This window comes from Streptomyces nigra, assembly GCF_003074055.1.
Classification (GTDB): domain Bacteria; phylum Actinomycetota; class Actinomycetes; order Streptomycetales; family Streptomycetaceae; genus Streptomyces; species Streptomyces nigra.
Genome location: NZ_CP029043.1, coordinates 6,966,433 through 6,991,071 on the forward strand (window position 1 = coordinate 6,966,433; position 24,639 = coordinate 6,991,071).

The 24,639-nt window shown below is 75.4% G+C and carries 11 protein-coding genes and 2 pseudogenes; 6 read left to right on the forward strand and 7 right to left on the reverse strand.

Going from position 1 to position 24,639, the window contains the following annotated elements; translation table 11 throughout:
• Positions 1-64: 64 nt before the first annotated feature.
• The gene (locus DC008_RS32060) at positions 65-1,045 is read right to left on the reverse strand and encodes an ATP-dependent DNA ligase (RefSeq protein WP_108709990.1); all 981 of its coding nucleotides are present in this window, start codon (positions 1,043-1,045) and stop codon (positions 65-67) included.
• A 135-nt stretch (positions 1,046-1,180) separates the two neighbouring features.
• Here DC008_RS32060 and DC008_RS32065 point away from each other — a divergent pair.
• Positions 1,181-1,525 (forward strand): annotated as a pseudogene (locus DC008_RS32065) (MarR family winged helix-turn-helix transcriptional regulator); the annotation flags it as partial.
• Positions 1,526-1,637: 112 nt separating this feature from the next.
• Positions 1,638-2,099: a peroxiredoxin gene (locus tag DC008_RS32070; protein ID WP_108709991.1), complete on the forward strand. Its 462-nt coding sequence runs from the start codon at positions 1,638-1,640 to the stop codon at positions 2,097-2,099.
• 18 nt (positions 2,100-2,117) lie between these two features.
• On the opposite strand, the gene DC008_RS32075 is transcribed toward DC008_RS32070, so the two are convergent.
• Complete coding sequence (locus tag DC008_RS32075; protein WP_108709992.1) at positions 2,118-2,723, reverse strand: DNA polymerase ligase N-terminal domain-containing protein; 606 nt, start codon at positions 2,721-2,723, stop codon at positions 2,118-2,120.
• A gap of 160 nt (positions 2,724-2,883) precedes the next feature.
• Between DC008_RS32075 and DC008_RS32080 the strand changes: the two genes are divergently transcribed.
• Positions 2,884-3,855, forward strand: a complete 972-nt coding sequence (locus tag DC008_RS32080; RefSeq protein WP_108709993.1) for a TauD/TfdA dioxygenase family protein — start codon at positions 2,884-2,886, stop codon at positions 3,853-3,855.
• A gap of 4 nt (positions 3,856-3,859) precedes the next feature.
• Here the strand turns inward: DC008_RS32080 and DC008_RS32085 are convergent, their stop codons facing one another.
• Positions 3,860-4,738, reverse strand: coding sequence for an alpha/beta fold hydrolase (locus tag DC008_RS32085; RefSeq protein WP_108709994.1), 879 nt, complete (start codon positions 4,736-4,738; stop codon positions 3,860-3,862).
• A 225-nt stretch (positions 4,739-4,963) separates the two neighbouring features.
• Between DC008_RS32085 and DC008_RS32090 the strand changes: the two are divergent.
• Together DC008_RS32090 and DC008_RS32095 are read left to right on the forward strand one after the other, a co-directional pair.
• Positions 4,964-6,909: pseudogene (locus DC008_RS32090) on the forward strand (AfsR/SARP family transcriptional regulator).
• A 92-nt stretch (positions 6,910-7,001) separates the two neighbouring features.
• Complete coding sequence (locus tag DC008_RS32095; RefSeq protein WP_108709995.1) at positions 7,002-18,797, forward strand: hybrid non-ribosomal peptide synthetase/type I polyketide synthase; 11,796 nt, start codon at positions 7,002-7,004, stop codon at positions 18,795-18,797.
• Here the strand turns inward: DC008_RS32095 and DC008_RS32100 are convergent.
• The 4 genes from DC008_RS32100 to DC008_RS32115 all read right to left on the reverse strand — a co-directional run bounded on the left by DC008_RS32100 (position 18,745) and on the right by DC008_RS32115 (position 22,932).
• Positions 18,745-19,779 (reverse strand): LLM class flavin-dependent oxidoreductase, encoded by a 1,035-nt coding sequence (locus DC008_RS32100; protein WP_108709996.1) that lies wholly within the window; start codon positions 19,777-19,779, stop codon positions 18,745-18,747. The genes DC008_RS32095 and DC008_RS32100 overlap by 53 nt on opposite strands.
• An 88-nt stretch (positions 19,780-19,867) precedes the next feature.
• A complete protein-coding gene (locus tag DC008_RS32105) occupies positions 19,868-21,370 on the reverse strand; it encodes a metallophosphoesterase family protein (protein ID WP_108709997.1) in 1,503 nt (500 codons plus the stop codon).
• A gap of 64 nt (positions 21,371-21,434) precedes the next feature.
• Positions 21,435-22,190 (reverse strand): dienelactone hydrolase family protein, encoded by a 756-nt coding sequence (locus tag DC008_RS32110; protein WP_108709998.1) that lies wholly within the window; start codon positions 22,188-22,190, stop codon positions 21,435-21,437.
• A 121-nt stretch (positions 22,191-22,311) separates the two neighbouring features.
• Positions 22,312-22,932 (reverse strand): L-threonylcarbamoyladenylate synthase, encoded by a 621-nt coding sequence (locus tag DC008_RS32115; RefSeq protein WP_164492404.1) that lies wholly within the window; start codon positions 22,930-22,932, stop codon positions 22,312-22,314.
• A 126-nt stretch (positions 22,933-23,058) separates the two neighbouring features.
• Here DC008_RS32115 and DC008_RS32120 point away from each other — a divergent pair, with 126 nt between their 5' ends.
• The gene (locus DC008_RS32120) at positions 23,059-24,570 is read left to right on the forward strand and encodes a helix-turn-helix domain-containing protein (RefSeq protein WP_108710964.1); all 1,512 of its coding nucleotides are present in this window, start codon (positions 23,059-23,061) and stop codon (positions 24,568-24,570) included.
• Positions 24,571-24,639 lie beyond the last annotated feature (69 nt).

Here is a 24,639-nt window from a genome sequence, read left to right on the forward strand (position 1 = left end):
CTCGCGCGCCAAGGGCCCCGTAGACCACGGACGGTGAAGATTGGAGGAACGAACGGCGTTGCTCTCAACGGGCGTTCGGCAGGTACGCCGACGACTCCTCGGGTGTCAGGTCCGGCCGCAGCCGCAGCCAGGACGGCTGGCGCAGCATGCCCGAGCGGGTGCGCACGCTGTACCGGACCTCGCCGACCAGCCGGGGCACCACCCAGCGGGCGTCCGCCACCCGCGGCACCGGGTCGAACGGGCACTCGTCGGTGGCGGCGGCCCGCAGCAGCCCGGCCAGCTCCGTGCGCTCGGCCTCGCTCCAGCCGGTGCCCACACCGCCGACGTAGCGCAGGCTCCCACCGGGCGCGTACTGACCCACCAGCAGGGCGCCCGGCAGACCGGTGAGCCGGCCCTTGCCGGGCAGCCAGCCGCCGACGATCACGTCCTCGCTGAGCATGTTGCGGATCTTGATCCAGGCGCGGGAGCGCACCCCGGGCTCGTACAGCGAGTCCAGCCGCTTGCACACCAGGCCCTCCAGGCCGTGCTCACGGGTGGCGGCCAGCGCCTCGGCGCCGTGCCCGACCAGCGCGGCCGGGGTGGACCAGTACGGCCCGTGCAGCCCCAGTTCCTCCAGTCGCCCGCGCCGCCGGGAGTACGGCGTGTCCAGCAGGGAGCCGCCGCGCAGATGCATCACGTCGAACAGCACGAGGTGGACCGGGGTCCGGGCGGCCATCCGGGCCGCCTTCGCCGGCGCGTGCGCCAGCCCCATCCGGGACTGCAGGAGCTGGAAGTTCGCGCGCCCCTCGTCGTCCAGTGCGAGGATCTCCCCGTCGAGAACGGCCGGGGTGCCGGTCAGCGCCTCGCCCAACGGCCGCAGTTCCGGGTAGGCGGCCGTGATGTCGTCACCGGAGCGGGAGCGCAGCAGCAGGTCGCCGTCCCCCTCCGTGTAGAGCACCGCGCGCTGGCCGTCCTGCTTCGTCTCGTACGCCCAGCGCGCGTCCTGCGCGGCCGGCGGCAGCTTGCCGGGCGTGGCGAGCATCGGAGGGATCAGGGGCAGGCTCACGGGTCAGTTCTCGACGTCGCCGCCCCACCTCACGCGCCCCCGCCGCCCTTTTCCCCTGATCGGATCGCCCCTGATCGGCGGCCCCGGGCCGCCCCACCGGGTGAACGGGCATGCCCTCCCGCGCCGTGGATCGGGGAGCCGCTGCGCCCGGGGGAGCCGGCCCACCGGCTCGGCGTCGAGGCTTCGCACGTCACCCGCACCGCACAGCAGCCGGAGCGGTCCGGGCACGTCGTCCGCGTCCCCGACCCCGGGGACCGCAGGGCCCAGCGGATCGAGCTCACCGAGGCGGGCCGGCAGGCCGTCACCCGGGTCCGTGAGGCCGGAGCGCGCGGTATGCAGGTCGCCCTCGCGGACTGGACACCGGCCGAGCTGGGACAGCTGGCCACGCTGTTCCACCGTATGGTCGACGGCTTCCTCGCCCACTCCGCCGAGGAGGACACCGAGACCCCTCCGACGGTCCCCGGCGGCCGCACGGGCTGACGGACACCGCGCCCACCGCTCAACCGCCCGGCGGCACAAGGGCGGTGGCACCCGATCCGGCCCGCCTACCGTCCGGTAGCATCCGGCGGCAGGCCAGCCGAGGAGGAACCGTATGAGCGCGCGTGTCGAGGTCGGGGACAAGGTCGAGGACTTCGCGCTGCCGGACGAGACCGGCACCGTACGGCACCTGAGCGAACTGCTCGCCGACGGACCGGTCGTGCTGTTCTTCTACCCCGGGGCCCTCACCGCCGGCTGCACCGCCGAGGCCTGCCACTTCCGGGACCTCGCCGCCGAGTTCGCCGCCGTGGGCGCACAGCCGGTCGGCGTCAGCGGCGACGCCGTCGAACGCCAGCAGGAGTTCGCCACCCGCCACACCCTGGGCATGCCGCTGCTGTCCGACGCCGACGGCGCGATCCGCGAGCGGTTCGGTGTGACCCGCGGCTTCTCGCTCGCCCCGACCAAGCGGGTCACCTTCGTCATCGGGCAGGACCGCACGGTCCTGGAGGTCGTCCGCAGCGAACTGCGGATGAACACCCACGCCGACCGGGCCCTCGCCGCACTGCGCGAAGCCTGACGGCGGGGCCCCGACCCGTCAGTCCGTACCGGCGTCCGCGGCGACCTGGGCGAGGGTGCGGCCGCTGCGGACGGAACGCGCCCGGTACGGGTCGGGCGTGCCGTGCCCATGGGCGCCCCGGCCGGCCCTGACCAGCAGCCACGCCTCCCGGTCGTCCTCGCCGCCGCGGAGCCGGGTGAGCGCGAACTCGCCGTGCAGCTTGGAGCCGTGCAGCCGGAACCGGGCGTGCCCGCGCTCCAGCGACTCGGCGAAGTCGACGGGCCGCCCCTGGCGGTCATGACTGAGCGGTTCGTACGTCCCGCTGTCCCACACGATCACGGTGCCGCCGCCGTACTCGCCCTTCGGGATCACGCCCTCGAAGTCCTCGTACTCCAGCGGATGGTCCTCCGTCGGCAGGGCGAGCCGCTTGTCCCGGGGGTCGCCGGACGGCCCCTTCGGCACCGACCACGACCGCAGGACGTCCCCCACCTGCAGCCGGAAGTCGAAGTGCAGGGAACTCGCGTCGTGGATCTGCACCACGAACCGCGGTCCCCCCTCGGCTGACGCCCCACGCCCGCGCGGCTCCCGTGTCCGGTCGAAGTCGCGTTTGCCGCGGTACTCCCGCAGCCCGTCCCTCTCGGCCACGCGTGCCTCCTTCCCGAACGCACCGGGTACCCCGCCGCGGCGCGGGCGACTCCCGGCCCTCCGGCGGAGGCCCTGTCGCCAGGACGGGCGGACACTGCCACGATCATCTGCGACGACCGGCCGCCACCGGGCCGGTCCGGACGACCGACGGAGTGTGCTGATGACCAGGGACAGGGCCACCACGGACGGGACACGCGGCACGGCGGTCGAGGTGCACCCCGTCGCCGGGCACATCGGGGCGGAGATCACCGGCGTCGACCTCGCCGCGGGACTGGACGACGCGGAGGTCGCCGCGATCCGGGCCGCGGTCCTCCGCTGGAAGGTCGTGTTCTTCCGGGACCAGCGGCTGGACCACACCGGGCACGTGGAGTTCGCGCGCCGCTTCGGCGAGCCGGTCGTCCTGCGGCGGAGGGGCAGCGCCTCACCGGAGAAGCACCCCGAGATCGAGACGACCGCCGACCGGCTGGAACTCGGCGGCCGGTTCGGCATGGAGCACGACGAATGGCTGCGGCGCCGGCGCCACCATCTGCTGCGCGGCTGGCACTGCGACCACGGGGCCCGCGTCGACCCGCCCGCCGCGACCATCCTGCGCGCCGAGACCGTGCCCCCGTACGGCGGCGACACCACCTGGGCCAATCTGGCCGCCGCCTACGCCGGACTGTCCGCCCCCGTCCAGCGGTTCGTCGACGGGCTGCGGGCCGAGCACCGGCTCGGCGTCGGCTACCAGCCCCGCCCCGGCGACGACGCCTACGTCCGCCATCTGCTGGACCATCAGGTCGCCACCCTCCACCCGCTGGTGCGGGTGCACCCGGAGACGGGGGAGCGGGTGCTGTACGTCAACGGCTACTACGTCGAGCAGATCGACGGCCTCTCCCGCGCCGAGAGCGCCACCGTCCTCGGCATGCTGCTGGAGCAGGCCGTACGGCCCGAGTACACGGTCCGCTTCCGGTGGCAACCGGGGAGCGTCGCCTTCTGGGACAACCGCGCCACCATCCACCTCGCGCCCTCCGACACCGCCCACCTCGACGCGCCCCGCATCATGCACCGGGTGATGCTGGCCGGCGACGTACCCGTAGGGGTGGACGGCACACCGTCGCAGCCCCTCACCGGCACCGCACCGGGCCGCTGGTGACCGCTCAGCGCGCCAGCAGGTCCCGCAGCGCCTTCACCACCTCCCCGGGGGACTCCTCGGCCATGAAGTGACCGCAGGTCACGGTCGTGTGCCGCAGATCCGGCGCCCAGGCCCGCCACACCGCGGCCGCGTCGTAGCCGAGGGCCGCGCCCCAGTCCTGCTGGAGCACGCCGACCGGCATGGCCAGGGTGCGCCCCGCGTCCCGGTCGGCCCGGTCGTGCTCCACGTCGATGCCGGCCGAGGCGCGGTAGTCCGCCACGATCGACGGCACCGCGTCCCGGCACGCCGACAGATAGGCCGCCCGCACGCCGTCCGGGATCGCCCGCGGGTCGGCGGTCCACGCGTCGAGGAAGTGCCCGAAGAACGCGTCCGGGTCGGCGCCGATCATGCGCTCCGGAAGCCCCGGCGGCTGCGCCATCAGATACAGGTGGTACCCGACGGCCGCGCTCACCCCGCGCATCACGTCCCACATGTCCAGCGTCGGCAGCACGTCCAGACACGCCAGATGGGTCACCGCGCCGGGGTGGTCCAGGGCGGCGCGGAACGCCACCAGGGCGCCCCGGTCGTGCCCGGCCAGCGCGAAGCGGTCGTGGCCGAGCCGGCGGGCCAGTTCGACCACGTCGGCGGCCATGGTCCGCTTGGCGTAGACGGAGCCGTCGGTGTCCGCCGGCCGGTCGCTGGCGCCGTAGCCCCGCAGATCCGGGCAGATCACCGTGTGGTCGGCCGCCAGATCGGCGGCCACATGGCGCCACATCAGATGCGTCTGCGGAAAGCCGTGCAGCAGCACGACGGCCGGACCGGAACCACCCACGGCGGCGTGCAGCGCCACTCCGTCGGCGACGGGCACACGGTGCTGGTCGAAGCCCGGGATGACAGGCGTCATGACTTCGCTCCTCTCGGCGAGCGTCAGAAGGGGTAGGGGGTACACACCCGATCCTGGGGGCGGCGGATGAGCAGCCGATGAGCACGCCCGGGACCTGGGAAAGACCTCGCCGACGGTCCCCGCCGCCCACCCCACGGCCGGTCGCCGACTATCGTGGAAACCGCCACCGACCAGCCCTTTCCGTCGGCGGCCGGCGACCGGCGACGGAGGAGGACGGTGGCAGACGTGGGTCCTCGTCTCGGAGTGCTCGGACCGGTCACGGCCTGGGACGCGGACGGGAACACGATCCCGCTGAAAGGCCCCCGGCACCGCTCGGTGCTGGCCCGCCTCGTCGTCGCCCGGGGCCGCGTCGTCCCCGTCTCCCGCCTTGTCCACGACCTCTGGACGGACCCGCCCGACAACGCCGTCGGCGCCCTGCGCACCTTCGTCGCCGCACTGCGCCGCGCCCTCGAACCCGACCGGCCGCCACGCGCCCCGGCCCGGCTCCTCGTCACGGACGGCCCCGGCTACGCCCTGCGAATCCCCGCCCACTCCGTCGACGCCCGGCGCTTCGAACAGGCCGTCTCCGACGCCGCGTCCTTGCCCGCCCCCGAGGCGGTCGTACGCCTGGACGAGGCGCTCGGCTGGTGGCGTGGACCCGCCTACGCCGAGTTCGCCGACGAGCCGTGGGCCCGCGCCGAGGCCGACCGGCTGACCGATCTGCGCCGGCACGCCCTCGAACTGCGCGCCGAGTCCCTGCTGGCGCTCGGCCAGGCCGACCGGGCGGCGGCGGACCTGCGCGCCCACACCGCGGAGCACCCCTGGCGGGAGAACGCCTGGCGGCTGCTCGCGCTCGCCCTGTACCGCACCGGCCGGCAGGCCGACGCGCTGGACGTCCTGCGCCGGGCCCGCACCCTCCTCGCCGACGAACTCGGCGTCGACCCCGGACCCGGACTGCGCGCCCTGGAGGCCGACATCCTCCGCCAGTCCCCGCACCTGGGCCGCTCCGGCACCCCCGCCGCCCGCGTCTGGGAGCAGGTCGCCGCCGCCTACGACCGCGCCGTCGCCCCCGACGCCCGAGCCCGCCTCGACTCCACCGCCGGACTGCTGCGCACCCTCGCCCTGACCGGCGGCACCGGCCTGCCCGCCGCCCGCGCCCTGCGCCTCGACACCGTCACCGCCGCCGAGGAACTCGGCGACCCCGAACTGACCGCCCGCATCATCGGCGCCTACGACGTCCCCGCGATCTGGACCCGCCTCGACGACCCCGACCGGGCCCGGCACATCGTCGCGGCCGCCGAACGCACCCTCGCCGCGCTCCCCGCCGACGGCCACGAGGCGGACCGTGCCCGGCTGCTGGCCACCGTCGCCCTGGAGTCACGCGGCACCCGCGACCCACGCGGACCCGAGGCCGCCCGCCGGGCCGAGGAACTCGCCCGCCGCCTCGACGACCCGGCCGTCCTCGCCTTCGCCCTCAACGCCGTGTTCATGCAGTCCTTCGAGCGCACGGGGCTCGCGCCCCGCCGGGACACCGTCGGCGCGGAACTCGTCGCCCTGTCCGCCCGGCACGGCCTGTCCTCCTCCGAGATCCTCGGCCACCTCATCCGCCTCCAGGCCCGATGCGCCCTGGGCGACTTCACCGCCGCCGACCGGCACGCGGCCGCCGCCGAGACCCTCGCCGCCCGGCACGAACGCCCGCTCGTCGCCGTGTTCACCGGCTGGTACGCCGCCCTGCGCCGCGACGCCGCCGAGCACGCCCCGCCCGCCGAGGCCGAGGCCGCCTACCGGGACGCGGCGGCGCTCCTCGACGGCGCCGGAATGCCGGGCCTCGCCCACGGGCTGCCCGCGCTCGCCCTGCTCTGTCTGCGCCTGCGGCACGGCCTGCCCCTGGACACCGGCACCGACACCGACTGGGGCCGTACGCCCCCTGGGCGCGCCCTCTGCTCCTCCTGGACCGTGGTGGCCACCGCGACGACGCGCGCGACGCCCTGCACGCCACCCCCGAGCCGCCCCCCGACCTCCTCCAGGAGGCCCTGTGGTGCCTCACCGCACGCGCGGCCGCGGCCCTCGGCGACGAACCCGTCCTGACCCGCGCCCGCACGGCCCTCGCCCCCGCCGCCGCCGAACTCGCCGGAGCGGGCAGCGGACTGCTCACCCTGGGCCCCGTCCGCGACCACCTCGGCCCCGGCTGACGCACCCATTCGATGAACCGTTCGACACGGCGGGCCGTCGTACAGGGCAGTGATCGACGACACCCCGGCGCCCGGGGACAGGAAGGACGTCCATGCCCGCTCCCGGACGCCGTACCCCCGACACGCTCCTCGACGTGCTGCTGCACGCCGCCGAGGACGTCCCCGGGCAGGAGATCGTCCACGTCCGGGACGACGGCCACGACCACGTCGTCACCTACGCCGCCCTCCGCGACGAGGCCCTGCGCGTCGCCGGCGGCCTGCGCGCGGCCGGAGTCGTGCCCGGCACCCCGGTGCCGCTCCTCGCGGACTCCGGCGCCGACTTCCAGCCCCTGTTCTGGGGCGCGCTCGCCGCCGGACTCGTCCCCGTGCCTCTCGCCCCCGAGACACACCGGGTGGGCCCGGTGCGGGAACTGCTGGGCAGACCCCCCGTACTGGTCGACCACCGCACCGAAGGACTCCTCACCGAACTGCCCGGCCCCGTGCACGCTCTGCGTCTCGCGGACCTGCGCGCGAGCGCCCCGCTGAGCGAACCCGTCCGCCCTGCCCCCGGCGACCTCGCGTTCCTCCAGTTCTCCTCCGGCAGCACCGGCACCCCCAAGGGCGTCGAACTCACCCACGAGGCCGTCCTGGCCAATCTGCGCCAGATCCGCACGGCCATGGCCATCACCACGGACGACGTACTCGCCACCTGGATGCCGTACTTCCACGACATGGGCCTGATCGGCACCCACCTCGTCCCCCTGGCGGCCGGCCTGAAGCAGATCCGGATCGAACCCCTCGCCTTCGCCAAGCACCCGGTCCGCTGGCTGGAGACGGCGGCCCGGCACCGGGCGACCCTGCTGTCCGCCGCGAACTTCGCGCTCGCGCTGACCCTGCGCCGCGTCCCGGACGCCGCCTGGGCCGGGCTGGACCTGAGCCATGTACGGCTGCTGCTCGTGGGCGCCGAGCCGATCGCGCCGCGCGTCTGGCGGGAGTTCGCCGCCCGGGCCGGCCGGGCGGGCCTGGACACCACCGCCATGCTGCCCGTGTACGGTCTCGCCGAGGCCACCCTCGCCGTGACCGTGCCGCCGCTCGGGGAGACCGCGCAGCCGCTGCGACTGGACCGGCGGGAACTGAGCGCCGGGCGGGCCGTCCCCGGCGAGGGTGATGCCGTCGAACTGATGGATGTGGGGCGGCCCGTCCCCGGCTGCTCGGTCCGGATCACCGACGGCGCGGGTCGGGTGCTGGAGGCGGGGCGCGTCGGGCACATCGAGGTACGCGGCCCCCAGGTGGCGCGCGGCTACCACCGCGATCCCGGGGCGAGCGGGGCCGCGTTCACCGACGGCTGGCTGCGCACCGGCGACCTCGGGTTCCTGCACGACGGACGGCTCTGTGTCACCGGGCGGCACAAGGACGTCGTCTTCGTCTGCGGGCGGACCTTCCACGCCATCGACGTGGAGGAGGCGGCCGCCTCCGCACCGGGGCTCCCGGGCGGCACGGTCGCCGTGGTCGGGTCGACGGATCCCGGCACCGGGCACGACCGGGTCGTGGTGTTCGTGCAGTGGGCGCGGCCCGCGCGGGCCACCGTGCTGCCGGTGCTGGACGCGGTCGCGGCCCGGGTCCGCCGGGCACTCGGCCACGACGACGTCCGCGTACTCCCGCTGCCTCCGGGGGCGTTCCCCCGGACCACCAGCGGCAAGCTGCGGCGGGCGCTGATGCGGGACCGCTTCGAGGCCGGGGCGTACGCGCGGGTCGAGGAGCGGTTCGCGGGGGCATTCGAGGAGAGGGGTGGTGGACGGCCGGGAGTGGTGCCGCCGTCGCGGAGGCAGGCCGAGGAGACGGTCCGGCGGATCTGGGCGCGGACCCTGGACCTCGCACCCGAACACATCGGCCCCCAGGACGAGTTCTTCGCCCTCGGCGGCTCCTCGGTCAGGGCGATGGAGGTGCTCGCGGCGCTCGAGGAGGCGTTCGGCGTACCGCTGGAACCACGGGTGGTACGCGACCACGACACGGTGACCGCCCTGGCCGGTCACATCCTCTCCCTGACGCCCGATGCCGCTGCGGATGTGGCCGCGTCCCCGGCGCCGGACGGCGGCGGGCCCGTCGCGGTCCTCGGCATGGCCTGCCGGTTCCCCGGCGCCGAAACGCCGGATGAATACTGGGAGTTGCTGGTGTCCGGCCGGGACACCGTGACCGCCGTACCGGCCGACCGGTGGGGCGACGGCACGCGGGCCGCCGGGCGGTTCGGCTCCTTCCTGCCCGAACCGGCGCACTTCGACGCGGAGTTCTTCGGCATGGACGACGCCGAGGCGCGCGCCACCGATCCGCAGGCCCGCGTCTTCCTCGAACTGGCCCACGAGGCCCTGGAACGCGCCGGATACGCGGGGCCGCGCCGCGCGGGCCGCAAGGTCGGCGTGTTCGCCGCCGTCGGCGACAGCGGCTACCGCGAGGTGTTGGCCCAGGCGGCAGGGGGCGATCTCGCCGGGCACCCCGGCGCGCTCACCGGCAATCTGCCCAACCTGATCGCCGCCCGTCTCTCCCAGGCACTCGACCTCGACGGGCCCGCCCTGGCCGTGGACACCGCCTGCTCGTCGGCGCTCGTGGCGCTCCATCTGGCCCGCCGCAGCCTGCTCGCCGGGGAGTGCGACATCGCCGTGGTCGGCGGCGTCCACCTCGCCCTCACCGCCACCGGCCACCGGCTGCTCGGCGACGCGGGCGCGCTGTCCCCGACGGGCGTCAGCCGCCCCTTCGGCGCCGCCGCCGACGGCCTGGTGCCCGGCGAGGGCGGAGCGGCCCTCGTACTCGCACGGCACGACGACGCCGAACGCGACGGCGACCCGGTCCTCGCCCTGGTGCGCGGCACCGCCGTCAACAACGACGGGCGGTCCCTGAGCCTGCTCGCCCCCAACCCGCGCACCCAGCGCGACGTCATCACGCGTGCCTACGCCGAGTGCGGTGTCGACCCCGGCACGGTGTCGTACGTCGAGGCCCACGGCACCGGCACCCCGGTCGGCGACCCGGTCGAGGCGCAGTCCCTCGGGCACGCCTTCCCACCGCGCCCCGACGGGCTCCCGCGCCTGCTCGGCTCGGCGAAGGCGAACGTCGGGCACCTCCTCAACGCCGCCGGTATGCCCAGCCTGGTCAAGACGGTCCTGGCGCTCCGGCACCGCAGCCTCCCGCCCACCCCCAACTCCTCGCCCCCCGCACCCTCGCTGGAGCGCCTGGCCCCGGGCTTCCGGCTCGTGGACACCGTGCAGCCCTGGCAGGCGCCCGGCCCGCTGGTCGCGGGCGTCAACGCCTTCGGCTTCGGCGGCACCAACGCCCACGCCGTCCTGGAGGAGGCACCCGCCCCGGCGCCCGAGGCGCCACCGGCTGCCGACGGTCCGCACCTGCTCACCCTGTCGGCCCGCGGCGCCGACGCCCTGCGGGCCGCCGCCGACGACCTCGCCGCCCACGCCCGCGCCCACCCCGAGCTGTCCGAGGCGGACATCTGCGCGGCCGTCGGCACCGCCCGCGACGACGGCCCCCATCGCCTCGCCCTGGTCGCCGACGGCGATCTCGCGGACCGTCTGGCGGCCTCCCGCACCGAGGACTTCGGCCGCGTCCGGCCGTCCCGCCCGCGCACGGTCTTCCTGCTGCCCGGCCAGGGCGCCCAGCGCCCCGGCCAGGGACGTGCCCTGTACCGGGCGGCGCCCGCCTTCCGGGAGGTCCTGGACGAGGCGTCCTCGGTCGTGGGGCCCGTACGGGGCCGTTCGCTGGCCGACTGGTGCCTGGACGCCGACGCGGACCCCGGCGACCTGGCCCGGACGGAGGTCGCCCAGCCGCTGCTCGTCGCGTTCGGCGTGGGCCTGGCCCGGCAGTTGGCCCGCTGGGGCATGGTCCCCGACGCGGTCGCCGGGCACAGCGTGGGGGAGATCGCCGCCGCCTGTGTCGCGGGTTCCCTCACCCTCGCCGAGGCCGTCGGCTTCGCCGCCGAACGCGGGCGGCTCGTCGCGGAGTTGGCCCGCCCCGGTGCCATGGCGGCCGTCCGGGGTGACGAGGACACCGTCGCCGCCCTCGTCGCCGCGTCCGGGGGCGCCCTGTCCGTCGCCGCCGTCAACGGGCCCCGCCAGGTCATGATCGCGGGCTCCGGGGCCGCCGTCGACCAGGCCCTCGCGGAGCTGGCCGGGCGCGGTGTCGCCGCACGCCGGCTCCACGTGTCGCACGCCTTCCACTCACCCCTGCTGGAGCCGGTCCTCGCCCCGCTGCGCGACGCGGCGCGCTCCCGGACGGCGACGCCGGGGGAGGTGCCGATGCTGAGCACGGTCACCGCCGACTGGGGACCCGACCTCACCCCCGCGTACTGGGAGCGGCACGCCGTCGCGCCCGTACGGTTCGGCGCGGCCGTGGAACGGCTGCTGCGGGACGGTTACGACACGTTCCTCGAACTCGGGCCCGGCGACACGCTCGGCGGTGCCGTCCGCGCCACGGCCACCGCGCAGGACGCGGCCGACATCGCCGTCCTGACACCCGCTCAGTGTGACGCCCGCGCGTTGCTGGAGGCCACCGGCCGGCTGTGGGCACGTGGAGGGACCCTGCGCCGGGCACTCCCGCGCCGGGCGACCGGGCGGGCGCGGGTGGAGGTGCCGACGTACCCGTACCGGCGTCGGCGGTACTGGCCGGGCCGCGACGTCGTGGTGCGGCGCCTGCTCTGGGCCGAAGCCCCCGTTGTGATGGGTGAGCCGCCCCAGGTCGTCCGACTCGTCGGAGGCGACGGCGAGTTGGGCCGTGCGCTGGCGGAACGGCTCACGTCCGGCGGGGTGACCGTAGGGGACGACGGACCGGCCCCGGACACCGTGGTGTGGCTGACCGGGGCGGCGACGGACGTGGACACGGCCGTCGAGGACACCCTGACGTCCTTGCGGCAGGTCCTCGACCTGCTGTCCGGCGGTTCCGCGCGCCTGCTCGTCGTCACCGAGGACGCCTACGCCATCGGCACCCCGGCGCAGCCGGCGGTCCCGGCGCGGGCGCTCGCGCACGGACTCGCGCTGGCCGTCCCGCAGGAGCACCGGGGAGTGACGGCCCGGGGCGTGGACCTGACCGGCGCCGACTCCCTGGCCGCCCGTGTCGACGCCCTGGAACAGGAACTGCGCGCGGCCCACGGGCCGGAGGCCGAGCCCACGGTCGCCCGGCGCGCCGGGCGCCGGTGGGGCCGTACGCAGGCTGACGTGCCGGACACCCCGGCCCCGGGCCTGCCGCCCGGCGGCACCTACCTGATCACCGGGGGAGCCGGGGGACTCGGCTCGGCGCTGGCCCGGGACCTGGCGGCCGGGGGTGCCCGTGAACTCGTCCTCGCCGGACGCTCGGTGACGGCTCCCGAGGCGCTGCCGGCCGAGCTGCGGGCGCTCGGTGTCCGGGTCCGCCACCACGCCACCGACGTCGGCGACCCGGCCTCGGTGGACGCGCTCGTCGCCACGCTGCCGGCGCTGGACGGGGTGTTCCACGCCGCCGGCACGGTCCGGCCCGGCACCCTGCGGTCCAAGTCCGACGGCGAGATCCGGCAGGTCCTCGCGGCGAAGGTGCGCGGCACGGTCCTGCTCGCCGACGCGCTGCGCCGCCACGGCCAGGATCCGGCCGTCCGGGTCCTGTTCTCCTCGGTCGCCTCGGTGCTGCCCGGTCTGGCGGGGGCGCTCGGTGACTACGCCGCCGCCAACGCCTTCCTCGACGCGTTCGCCGCCGCCGAGCACGCGGCGGGCCGCCCTTGGCAGGCCGTCGGCTTCGGGCCGGTGAGCGACGCGGGAACGGCCGTCGGGGCCGCGTCCGCAGGGCGGCTGCGCGAGCTGGGTGTGCCGCCGATGACGGCCCGGCAGGCGATCGCCGGGCTCCGAACGGCGGTGGGCACCGGTGCTCCGCATGTGGTGCTCATGGCGCCGGCAGCGGAGGCGGTCCCCGCCGTCTCTACGCAGGGGCGCCCCGAGAGGCCCGCCCCGGACGCCGACTCCGACCTCGTGCGCCGGCTCCTGGCCGAGGCCCTGCACCGGGCCCCGCGCGACATCGGCGACGACGACCCCTTCCTCGGGCTCGGGCTGGACTCCCTCACCGCCGTGGACCTCGCGCGCCGCCTGGAGAACGAACTCGGTCGGCCGCTGCCCGCCACCCTGCTCTTCGAGCACCGCACGCTCGGCGAACTGACGGCGTATCTGCGGACCGAGCCGTTGGAAGACCACAGGCCCGTCCTCGCGCGCCCGCACCCCGCTGACGGGCCGATCCCCCTCACTCCGCTGCAACGGGCCTTCCTCACCACCGAGGTCCTCTTCGACGGCGTCACCGCCCACAGCTATGTCCGCCAGACCGTCCGTGGCCCGCTCGACCCCGATGTCCTCGGCCGTGCCCTCGCCCTGCTCGCCGCCCGGCACCCCATGCTGCGGCTCCGCGTCACCGACGGCATGCCCCCGCTGCAGTACACGGCGCCCGCCGGACGCGTCGACCGCCCGCCCCGCTGGTACGAGGTGCGGGACGCCGACGACACCGAGCGCGCCCTGGCCGAACTCGAACTGGCGCTGTGCAACCGGCCGTTCGACCTCGTCGCCGAGGACCCGGTGCGTGCCGTCCTCGTCCGGGACCGCCGGGACACCGGGCTCGCGCACCTGCTGCTGGTCGTCCACCACGGTGCCGCCGACGGCTACAGCCTCAAGGTGCTGTGCGAGGACCTCTGGTCGCTGTACACCGGGCCCGGCGATGACTTGCCGCCTGTCGAGGCCGAGTTCGGCGAGTACGCCGCCCTCCTCGCCGCCGAACGCGACACCCCCGCCTTCGCCCGCGACCTGACCTACTGGCGCGAACGGATCGCCGCGCACGGGCCGGTCGACCTCGCCTCGGCCCTGCCGTACGACGGCGATCCGCACGCCGCGCCGACACCGCCGTACGTCCATCACCGGACGACCGCCGACGCCGAACTCAGCGCCGCGCTGCGGAACATGGCCGCCCGGCACGAGGTGTCCCTCTTCCATCTGCTCCTCGCCGTCCACGTCCGGTGCCTGGCCCGCTGGGGCGGACAGCCGACGGTCGCCGTCAATGTGGCGCGCGCCCGCCGGGAGGCCGCCCTGCCCGGCATCGAACGCCTGGTGGGCCCGCTCGCCGACACCCTCCCCGTGTTCGTGCGGGTCGACCCGGCGGAGAGCGCGCCCGAACTGGCCGTACGGCTGCGGCACATCTGGCGCGAGGCGGAGGCGCACGGCACGCCGGGCAGCCCCGACCTCGCCGTGTCCCTGCCCGCCACCGGGTCCGCTCCCCGCACGGTCGCGCCCGCCGGGTTCAGCTTCGCCCGTTTCCCCGTACGTCACGGCGAGGGCCGGCCCGTGGAGGTGACGCCTGCGGCGGCGGCCACCGCCTCCGCCGCGACCCGGCTCGGCCTGCTGTGCTGGGAGGCGGACGCGGCCCTGCACTTCTCCTGGAACCATCCCGCCCATCTGTTCCGGCCCGAGACCACCGCACGCCTGGCGGAGGACTACCTGGCGGAACTGCGGGACACCACCAAGTCCCACGCCCCGCACAGGGAACACCTCGGCGGTGACGGGATCGTCGCCCGGCTCCTCGCCCGGTTCCGCGCGACCCCGCACGCCGCGGCGATCGACACCGGCACGAGCACGCTCACCTACGCCGCCCTCGACACGGCCTCCGCCGCCCTGGCCGCCCGGCTGCGCGCGCACGGCATACGCCGGGGCGACCTGGTCGGGCTCCTCGTCGAGCAGGGCCCGGACGTCGTGACCGGCATCGTCGGCATCCTCCGCGCGGGCGCCGGCTGGGTCCCGATGGACCCCGGCCACCCGGCGGCCCGCCGACGCGAGCAGCTGCTCCGGACCGGCGTCACCACCGTCGTCGCCCACGCGGCGACCCGCGAGGCGGCCGCCGAACTCGACGGCGCCCACATGGTGTTCATCGACGCTTCCGGCACCCCGTCCGACCTTGGTCCGCAACCGCACCCTGACCCCGACGCGGTCGCCTACGTGATCCTCACCTCGGGCTCCACCGGCCGCCCCAAGGCCGTCCCGATCACGCACCGGTCGATGCTCACCTATCTCGACTGGTCGCTGGACACCTTCGGCTACGGGCCCGCCGACCGGCTTCTGCAGACGGCGTCCGTGTGCTTCGACGCCTCCGTACGGCAGGTGCTGGCGCCGCTGCTGGCCGGGGCCGCCGTGCACACCCTCTCCCGGGACGTCCTCCGCGACCCGGACGCCCTCCTGGACCGGGTCGTCGACGACCGGATCACGGTGTGGAGTTCGGTGCCGACCCTGTGGGAACGGCTGCTCACCGCCGCCGAGAACCGGGCCGCCCAGGACCGGACGCCCCCGGACCTCTCCGCCCTGCGCTGGGTGCACGTCGGCGGTGAGGCGCTGCCCGCCGCGCAGGTGCGCCGCTGGTTCGACCTGCTCGACGCCTGCGGGGGCGCCCCCGGGCACCGGGTCGCCAACCTGTACGGGCCCACCGAGGCCACCATCAACGCGACCTGCCACATCCTCGACGCCCGGCCGGCCGACGAGCTGCGTCAGGTGCCCATCGGCCGCCCGGTCGCCGGGACCGACGTGGACGTCGTCACGCCCGGCCTGCGCCCCTGCGCACCCGGCGAGGTGGGCGAACTCCTCATCGGCGGAGCGGGACTGACCCCCGGCTACCTCGGCGAACCCGCACTCACCGCGGCGGCCTTCGTCGAGCGGGACGGGCGGCGCTGGTACCGCAGCGGCGACCGGGTCCGGCGTACGGCCGACGGCGTGCTCGCCTTCCTCGGGCGTCTGGACGACCAGGTCAAGATCCACGGGCACCGGGTGGAACCCGGCGAGATCGAGGCCGTCCTGCTGTCCCACCCGGACATCGCCCGCGCCGCCGTCCTGCCCGCCGAGGGACGCCTGGTCGCCCACCTCGAACCCCGGCCCGGCGCCCGGGTCCCCGGCACGCGTGCCGTCCGGGCGTTCCTGTCCCGCACCCTGCCGCCGTACATGCTGCCGGGGCGCGTCCGCGAGGTCCCCGCGATGCCCCTCACCGGCACCGGGAAGATCGACCGCGACCGGCTGGCACGCGAGACGGACGTCCCGCTCACGGCCGTCGTGCCCGCTCCGCGTCCCTCGTCGTCGCCCGCCACCCCGACCGAGCGCACGCTCGCCCGGATCTGGGCGGCACTGCTGGAGACGCCGGACATCAGCGCCGACGACGACTTCTTCGAGCTGGGCGGCGACTCCATCATGGTGCTGGAGCTGTTCGCCCGGATGCGCGCCGAACTCCCCGCCGTGCCACGGCCGACGGTCCTCTACACCCACCGCACCCTGCGCGCGCTCGCGAAGGCCGTCGACGCGGCCGAGCCGGCCCCGGACGCTGCCGTGACCGGTGCGAAGGCCGTCAACACCGAACCGGCCCCGCAGGCCGTCCCGACCGGCCCGTACCCCCTCACACCGTCCCAGCGGGGCTTCCTCCTCGCCGACACCCTGGATCCCGCCACCGGCTCCGCCTGGCTCGCCCGGTTCCGGCTGACCGGCCCCCTGCGACCCGACCTCTTCCAGCAGGCCGTCGACGTGCTGGTGGCCCGGCACCCCATGCTGCGCACGGTCTTCCCGGCCGGCGCCCGGCCGCCCGTGCAGCAGGAACTCCCCGACTCCCTGCGGCTGCCCGTGCGGCACGAGACCATCCACCCCGACGTGCTTGAGGCACGGATCGCCGAAGAGGGGCGGCGCCGACTCGAGCCCTGGGGCTGGCCGTTGCTGCGGGCGACCCTGTTCACCACGGCACCCGAGGAGCACGTCCTCCTCGTGCACGCCCACCACCTCATCGGCGACGGCTACAGCGCCGCCCTGCTCGCCGGGGAACTTCTCACCGTGTACGACCGTCTCGACCGCGGTCTGCCCCACGGCCTGGCCCCGCTGGAGAGCACCTTCCGCGACCACGTCGTCCGGTCCGCCGAGCGGCCCCGCCCGTCGGGCCCCGAGGCCGAGGCGTACCGCGCGCGGCTCAACGCCCCCTACACACCACCCGCGTTGCGTCCGCGCTCCGGTGCTGAAGGGGCCGGGTTCCACACGGCCGGGTTCACGCTCGACGCCGCCGGCACCGGGCGGCTGCGCCGGCTGGCCCGCTCGGCGCGCAGCACGCTCCACGCGCCGCTGCTCACCGCCTACCACCGCGCGCTCACCCGGCTCACCGGGCAGACCGACCTGGTGATCGGCCTCGCCGTCACCGGGCGCGAGGACTCCGTCCCGGACGCGCACCGGGTGTTCGGGCCCTTCGCGCAGGCGGTGGCGCTGCGCCCGACCCCGCCCACCGGCCACGCCCGGACCCCCGCCTTCGCCGCCGAGCCCGGCCGGTCGCCCGCCTTCGCAGCCGAGCCTGGCCGGCGGCCCGCCTTCGCCGACGACCTGCACCGGATCGTCGCCGAGGCGGAGCTGGCCCGGGCCGAGGGGCCCGCCGGGCCCGGCACCGCCACCGGGCTGCCCGCGCACGCCCAGTTCTTCTTCACCTTCCTCGACTTCACCTCCCTCGGCGCGCCGTCCGGAGGCACGCTCTCGCTGCACGCCGACGAGGCCGACACCCTCCTCGCGCCGCCCCCGCCCGGCACCGACGTGTTCCTGGCCGTACGGCCGCTGCCCGGCGCCGACGGGCTGCGCGTCACCGTCCGCGTCTCCGCGACGGCGCTCACGGCCGACGAGGCGGTCGAGCTGGCCGAACAGATCCAGCAGGAACTGCGGGCCGGCACACATCGTTCACGCCGGGCGCTGGACGCGGCCCTCGTCGGCTACCTGCCCGCCCCGGCGCATCTCGCGGCCCTCGCCGGGCTGCCGCCCGGCGCCCCGCGCCCCGGCCGGGAGGAGATACGCGGGCTGCTGTTCCCGGACGGCCGCGCCCGGCTGCTGGAGCGCACCGGCACCCCGCTGGGCGCCACCGGCTTCGTCGCCCTGCCGCTGTTCGCGGACGAACTGGCCGCCGCCGGCGACCTCGCGGCCCGGACCGCGCGGGCCGTCGAGCAGGCGGCCGCGCTGGGCGCCCGCTGCGTATCGCTCGCCGGGACGATCCCCTCGCTCACCGGCTACGGCTTCGACGTGCTGCGGGAGGCCGGGACGGACACGGCGATCACCACCGGGCACGCGACGACGACCGTCGCCGTCGTGAAGACCGTGCACGCCGCCCTCGACGCCACCGGGGGCCGGCTCGACCGGCTGTCGCTCGCCGTCGTCGGCTGTGGTTCGATCGGCGTCTCGTCCCTGCGGCTGCTCCTTGCGACCTCACCCCGGCCGCCCGCCCGGCTCGTGCTGTGCGACCTGCCGGGCAGCACACCCCGGCTCCGACGACTGGCGGCGGAGCTGCGGGAGACGTACCCCCAACTGCCCGTGCGGATCGTGGAGTCGGGGCCCGGACTGCCCGACGACGTCTACGCGAGCGAGCTGATCGTGACCGCCGTCAGCGGGGCCACGGCGCTCGTGGACGTCGACCGGCTGCGGCCCGGCACCGTCCTGGTCGACGACTCCTTCCCGCACTGCTTCGACACCGCCCGCGCGCTGGAGCGCATGAGTGCAGGGGGCGATGTGCTGATCGTCGGCGGCGGCCTGCTGGACGTCGGGGCCGACCGGCCCCGGCTCGCCGAGGACCTCCCGGACGTCGCCGCCACCGGCTTCGCCGGGCGCTCCGGCGTCTCCGGCACCCTGGCCTCCTGCCGGCTGGAGTCGCTGCTGCACGCCCACCGCGCCACGGACCCGGCCCGCGATCCAGGCGGCCTGCCCCTGACGCACGGCCTGGTCGACCCGTCCCGTGCCCTCGCGTACTGGGACGCCGTCGAGGCGGCCGGTGTGTCGGCCGCCCCGCTGCATCTGCTCGACCAGGAGGTGTCCGCCGCCCGGTTCAGGGTGCCGGACGCCCCAGCGCCGGACCGAGCCGGGTCGCGATGTCCGTGAGGATCTGCACATAGTCGTCGTGGCCGAAGGTGAAGGGCAGCGCGAACGCCACCTCGTCCACCTCGCGGAACGCGGCGTGGGCGTGGAGGCGTTCGGCGATCTCCTCGGAGGTGCCGATGAGGTCCGGCGCGAACAGCAGCCGCGCCGGGCCCTGCGGCGAGCTGGTGCGGGGGGTGCGCTCGGCGACGTACTTCTCGTAGCGGGCCCGCTGTCCGGGTGTCGCCGAGTCGGTGGGGATGACGACGAGGCCCTGGGAGACCCGGGCCCGCTCACCGTCGGGGTGGCGCTCCCGGAAGGCTTGGATGTGGGACAGCTGGATGCGTGCGAAGTCGGGGGCGCCCGGCGCGCCCTGGTCGTCCTCCACCTTGACGACACTGCTGGTCAGCAGGTTCATGCCGTGCTCACCGGCCCAGCGCGCCGAGCGCAGGCTGGCGCCGCCGTACCACATGCGGCCGCCCAGCCCCGGGGACTGCGGCTGCACTCGGTCGGAGAACACCTCGAAGCCCTCCGTGCCGCTGAAGTCCGTGACCGGTTCGCCCCGGACGAAGTCCAGCAGCCGCCGCACCCGCTCGTACCCGAAGTCCTCGGCGTCGGCGGTGTCCGGGTACAGGGCCTCCTTGACCCGGTCGTAGTGCATCGGAGGGCCCACGCTCACGCCGGGGTTGAGGCGCCCGGCGGACAGCAGGTCGACGGTGGCGAGATCCTCCGCGAGACGCAGCGGGTTCTCCCAGCCGAGCGGGATCACCGCGGTGCCCAGTTCGATCCGGCGGGTGCGCTGCGAGGCGGCGGCCAGGACGGCGACGGGGGAGGAGATGCCGTACTGGAGGTGCCGGTGGCGGACCCAGGCGCTGTCGAAGCCGAGCCGCTCGCCCAGCTCGATGATCTCCAGCGTGGACTCGTGGCCCCGGGCCGGGTCCGCCCCGTCGAACAGTCCGATGGTGAGGAAGCCCAGCTTGCGCAAGGGGCGGGAGTCGGTTGCCACGAGTCCTCCGTCGTCGTCCGATGACCGGGTGATCAAGCCGTACGGCTCAGGCAACACGCTCCCGTACGGACATGTTCCGTCGGGCGCCTCAGACCAGCGGGATCGTCACCTCGTCCTCGACCGGCGGGTCGAGTTCCTGCGCGAGGTTGCCGGTCGCGGCATGGCAGCGCAGCCGTACCGCGTCCGGGCCGACGTCGAGGCGCAGGAAGCACTTGAAGAACGGCGGGCTGTACGTCGCGGAACTCGGGGAGAAGAGCTGGGTGTAGAGCTTGCGCACCGGCAGCCGCAGCCAGGCGCGGCGGTCGGGGCGGCGGCCCGCGCCGAGCAGGGCGGCCACCAGCCGGACCCGTCGGGTGACCCGGGCCGTGGTCTGCTGGGCGCGGGTCAGCCGCATGCCCAGGCGCTCGGCGACGACGGCCGCCGCCTCGGCCTCGGTCAGGGTGAAGAAGCGGCGCAGCCGCAGCCGCCGGCCGTACAGCGCGCTGTAGAAGGCCAGGGAGTCGCCGCGCAGCGGGTAGCAGCGGAAGTCCGCCTCGCCGACGCCCGCCACGTCGACCTTCGGGATGGTGTGCGTGGCGTGCATGAAGGCGCCGCCGCCGCCCGCGACGACGTACTGGATCGTGCGGTCACCGACCCGCACCGGATAGCGCTGGTAGTTGTGGATGTCGCCGCCGATCGCCGCCACATAGCGGTGCGCGGGATCGCGGACGATGTCGTCCACGGTGCCGCCGCCCTCGATCGCGCAGGGGTGGTGCTCACCGTCCACGTACAGGGGGGAGCCGGTGATCAGGATCTTCGGGCGGGGGTCCTTGGACACCTCGCGCAGCCACGCGCCCTGTTCGGCGTCGAGCGTGCCGAGCAGCCCGGTGTCGATGCCGACGATCCGCACCGGGCCGGCGTCGATCGCCCAGTACGGGCCCGGCTGGGAGGCCAGTTGCTCGGGGGCCGACCGCAACCTCCGTGCCTCTTCGAGCCGTTGGCCGTCGCCCTGGCGCGGTCGGTGCCACAGCAGCGAGCGCAGCCAGGCCCGGCTGAGCGGGCGCGGCGCGGGCTCCGGCGGGAGCGGCGGGGCGTCGTCGCAGAACACCCGCATGAACGCGGTCAGGTCCTCGTACCAGTCGTGGTTGCCGGGTATCGCGTAGATGGGCGCCCGGTAGTCCTGGTACGGCCGGAAGAACTTGGGGCCGTAGTCGTCGGCGCCGCCCACCGGGTAGATGACGTCGCTGGCGAGGATCGCGAACCGGGTGTCCCGACCCTCCTTCAGCAGCCCTGGGACGACGGCATATTGAGGGTCGTCGCCCTCGCCGGTGTCCCCGATGACGAGGAAGGAGAACCGGTCGGGGTCGTCGCGCCGGATCACCTTGTCGGCCGGAGCCCCGGCGGCCGTCCGCCGGGCCACCCACCGGCCGCGGGTACGCCCGGTCGGATCCCCGAACAGGGAGGCCAGCACGCCGTTGCGGGCCGCCCACAGCATCCGGGGGTCGAGCCAGGAGATCTTCCGGCCACCGGGCGGCATCAGCCCTTTGTAGCTGCCGGGTTCGGCCGCGCCCCAGCCGGCGCCTTCCGCGGTATCACGTGAGGAGACAGACACCGGTGCACCGTAACAATGATCGGCTGACGGGGAGCCGCCCGCCCCCGTCACCCCAACCGGCCGTTCAGAACGTGCGGTTGAGCAGATCGAGCAGCGCCTCCCAGTGCCGCTCGTCGGCCGCGCGGTCGTAGGCGGCGGTGTCGGACTGGGTGAAGCCGTGGCCGGCGCCCTCGTACACCTCGCAGCGGTGCCGGACCCCGGCCTCCGTGAGGGCCGTCTCCAGGCGGTCGATCTGCTCCGGCGGCAGGGAGTGGTCGTGGTCCGCGTGCCCGAAGTACAGCTCCGCGGTGATGCGTCCGGCCACCAGGTGCGGGCTGTCCGGGTCCTCGGTGGCGAGCCGGCCGCCGTGGAAGCCGGCCGCGGCGGCGACCCGGTCCGGGTAGGTTCCGGCGGTCAGCAGGGACAGCCGCGCCCCCATGCAGTAGCCGGTCAGCGCGACCGGACCGTCGGCGGCGGTCGGGCAGGACTCGAGCCAGCGCAGATAGGCGCCGGCGTCGCGCATCGCCGCCTCGGGGGTCAGCTGACGCATGATCGGCCCGAGGGTCTGGAAGATGTCCGGCCGGGCCGCCGTGTCGATGAACTCGGGCAGATCGAGCACCGGGGCCCGGCCGGCCCGGTGGAACAGGTTGGGCACCAGCACCGTGTACCCGTGGGCGGCGAGCCGGTCGGCCATCGCCTCCAGCCGGGGCCGCAGCCCGAACGCGTCCATGTAGAGCAGGACCGCGGGCCGGGGCCCGCCGTCGGCCGGACGGGTCAGATAGGCGTCGGCGACGCCGTCCTCGGTGGGGATGTCGACAACGTTTCCCTGGACGGAGGTCATGGGGGTGGCCCTCTCTACGGGTACGGCACAACAGGTCACCGGCCCGCGGAGGCCGGACCGCGCACATGTTTCCACGCGCGGTCCGACGGCCCCCGGCACCCCCTGCCTTTTGGGGACGCCTTTACTCGAACCGGGACGTGTCCCCCGCGCCCGCGCGCACGATCTCCGCCTCGCCGGACGAGAAGTCGATCACCGTCGTCGGCTCGGTGCCGCACTCGCCGGAGTCGACGACGCCGTCCAGCACATGGTCCAGCCGGTCCTTGATCTCCCAGCCCTGCGTCAGCGGCTCCTCCTCGTCGGGCAGCAGCAGCGTGCTGGACAGCAGCGGCTCCCCGAGCTCGGCGAGCAGCGCCTGGGTGACGACATGGTCGGGGATGCGGACGCCGACCGTCTTCTTCTTCGGGTGCTGCAGCATGCGGGGCACCTCCCGGGTCGCCGGGAGGATGAAGGTGTAACTGCCGGGCGTCGACGCCTTGATCGTGCGGAAGACGTCGTTGTCGATCCGTACGAACTGGCCGAGCTGCGCGAAGTCCTGGCAGACGAGGGTGAAGTGGTGCCGGTCGTCCAGGCGGCGGATCGACCGGATGCGGTCGATGCCGTCACGGCTGCCCAGCCGGCAGCCCAGCGCGTAGCAGGAGTCCGTCGGATACGCGATGAGCGCGCCGGAGCGGACGCTCTCGGCGATCTGCGCGATGGTGCGCGGCTGCGGATTGTCGGGGTGCACGTCGTAGTACTTCGCCATTGGCCGAGCCTATCCCCGGGGCGGCCGCGGACCTCGTCGGCACCGGCCCGCCGCGCGGACGTGAGGTAACGTCCCCGACCGGTACGTGAACGAAGCGCAGAACCGCAAGACGAGGTGAAGGCCGACATGGCTGGCGGAGAGGACGGGGCCGGGCAGGCAGGGGTGAGCGACGCCGCGCCCTCGGCGTGGGCGCAGGAACTGCTGGACCACCTGCGGCCCCACGGCAGGGACGTCCGCCGTGTCGTGTCCTGGCTCGCGGACGCCGTACGGGGCACCGCCTGCCTCCAGGACGACACCGGCGCCCTCGTCGCCGGTACCCGGCCGCCCCTCGACGACCAGCTGGTGGCCGCCGTCGCCGCCGGCCGGATCGCCTCGGCCGCCTGGGAGGGCCGGGGCCGCCATCTGCGGCTCGTCCGGGTCGCCTACCCGGACCCGTCGGCGGCGGGCGTCCTCGCCGTGTCCCGCCCCGAGCCGTTCGACCGGCGGGCCGCCGACATCGTCGGCCACACGGCGCACGTCCTGGAACTCCTGCTGCGGGCCGGGGAGACCACCGCCGCGGGCCGCCGTCTGGAACGGGCGACCTCCGACCTCCGGCTGGCGATCCTCCAGCTGCTCATGGTCGAGGACACCGTGTCCGCCCGCCGCGTCGCGGCGGGGCTGTGGCCAGGACTGCTCGACACCGACACCGCCTGCGTGTACGTCGTCGAGGGCAGCGCCGACGAACGCGACCGGCTCGCCGAGGAGTGCGTCGACGTCACCGGCGAGCGGGCCCTGGTCGTGCTCTGCCCCGCCGTGGACGAGCACGTCATCGTCGTCACCCCCGGCGACGCCGAGGCCCGTGAGCTGCGGTCGCTGATCGGGCCGCGCCCGCGCACCTTCCTCGGCGGCAGCGCCCGGCAGTCCCTGGTGCGCACCGCCACCGCCTACGGGCAGGCCGTGAGCGCGCTGGCCGTCGCCCACTTCCGGCCGGACAAGGCGGCCGTCTACGCCGAACGCACCCACCCCGAACGCCTCGTCGACCCGGCCGCCCTGCGCTGCTGGACGACCCGCGTACTGCGCCCCCTCGACGCGCTGCCGCACCACACCCGCGCCGAACTGCTCGCCACCACCCGGCTGGGCCTGGAGTTCACCGCGGTGAACGCCGCCAAGGTGCTCGGCGTCAGCCGCAACACCGTCCGCGCCCGCATGGAGCGCGTCGAGACGCTGCTGAGCACCAGCTTCTCCGACCTGGCCGCCCGGGCGGTCGTCCACGTCGCCCTCAACACCCAGGAGGGCCTGGCCGGAGCGCCGGGCGACCCGGCCGCCCCGCACGACGACCCGGTGTCGCTGGACGACCTGCTGTCCGGGCGCGCCATGGTCACCTGGGCGCGGGACCTGCTGTCCCGGCTCGACCACGACAGCCGCGACCTGCGCCGCACGCTGCGCGCCTGGATCGCGGAGGGCGGCAACGCCGAACGGGCCGCGCAGCGCCTCGGCGTGCACGCCCAGACCGTCCGCGAGCACGTACGCAGCGCGGAGCCCGTCCTGGAGCGCGCGCTGCTGTCCGGCGGCAGCGATCTGTACGAGGTCGTCCTGGCGCATCTCGCGCTCGGCGACCTGGAACTCCCCGCCCTGCACGCGGCGAAACCGGGCGTTTAGGGCGCGGCTGTGCACAGGTGAGTCCTGGCGGGCTCCCAGCGGGCACCGACGCGATACACAGGGCCCGCG

Excerpts from the sequence above, each read along its gene's own strand:
- DC008_RS32080 (WP_108709993.1), top strand. The coding sequence starts at position 2,884 with ATGACCAGGGACAGGGCCACCACGGACGGGACACGCGGCACGGCGGTC.
- DC008_RS32110 (WP_108709998.1), bottom strand. The coding sequence starts at position 22,190 with ATGACCTCCGTCCAGGGAAACGTTGTCGACATCCCCACCGAGGACGGC.
- DC008_RS32095 (WP_108709995.1), top strand. The coding sequence starts at position 7,002 with ATGCCCGCTCCCGGACGCCGTACCCCCGACACGCTCCTCGACGTGCTG.
- DC008_RS32115 (WP_164492404.1), bottom strand. The coding sequence starts at position 22,932 with ATGGCGAAGTACTACGACGTGCACCCCGACAATCCGCAGCCGCGCACC.
- DC008_RS32070 (WP_108709991.1), top strand. The coding sequence starts at position 1,638 with ATGAGCGCGCGTGTCGAGGTCGGGGACAAGGTCGAGGACTTCGCGCTG.
- DC008_RS32120 (WP_108710964.1), top strand. The coding sequence starts at position 23,059 with ATGGCTGGCGGAGAGGACGGGGCCGGGCAGGCAGGGGTGAGCGACGCC.
- DC008_RS32085 (WP_108709994.1), bottom strand. The coding sequence starts at position 4,738 with ATGACGCCTGTCATCCCGGGCTTCGACCAGCACCGTGTGCCCGTCGCC.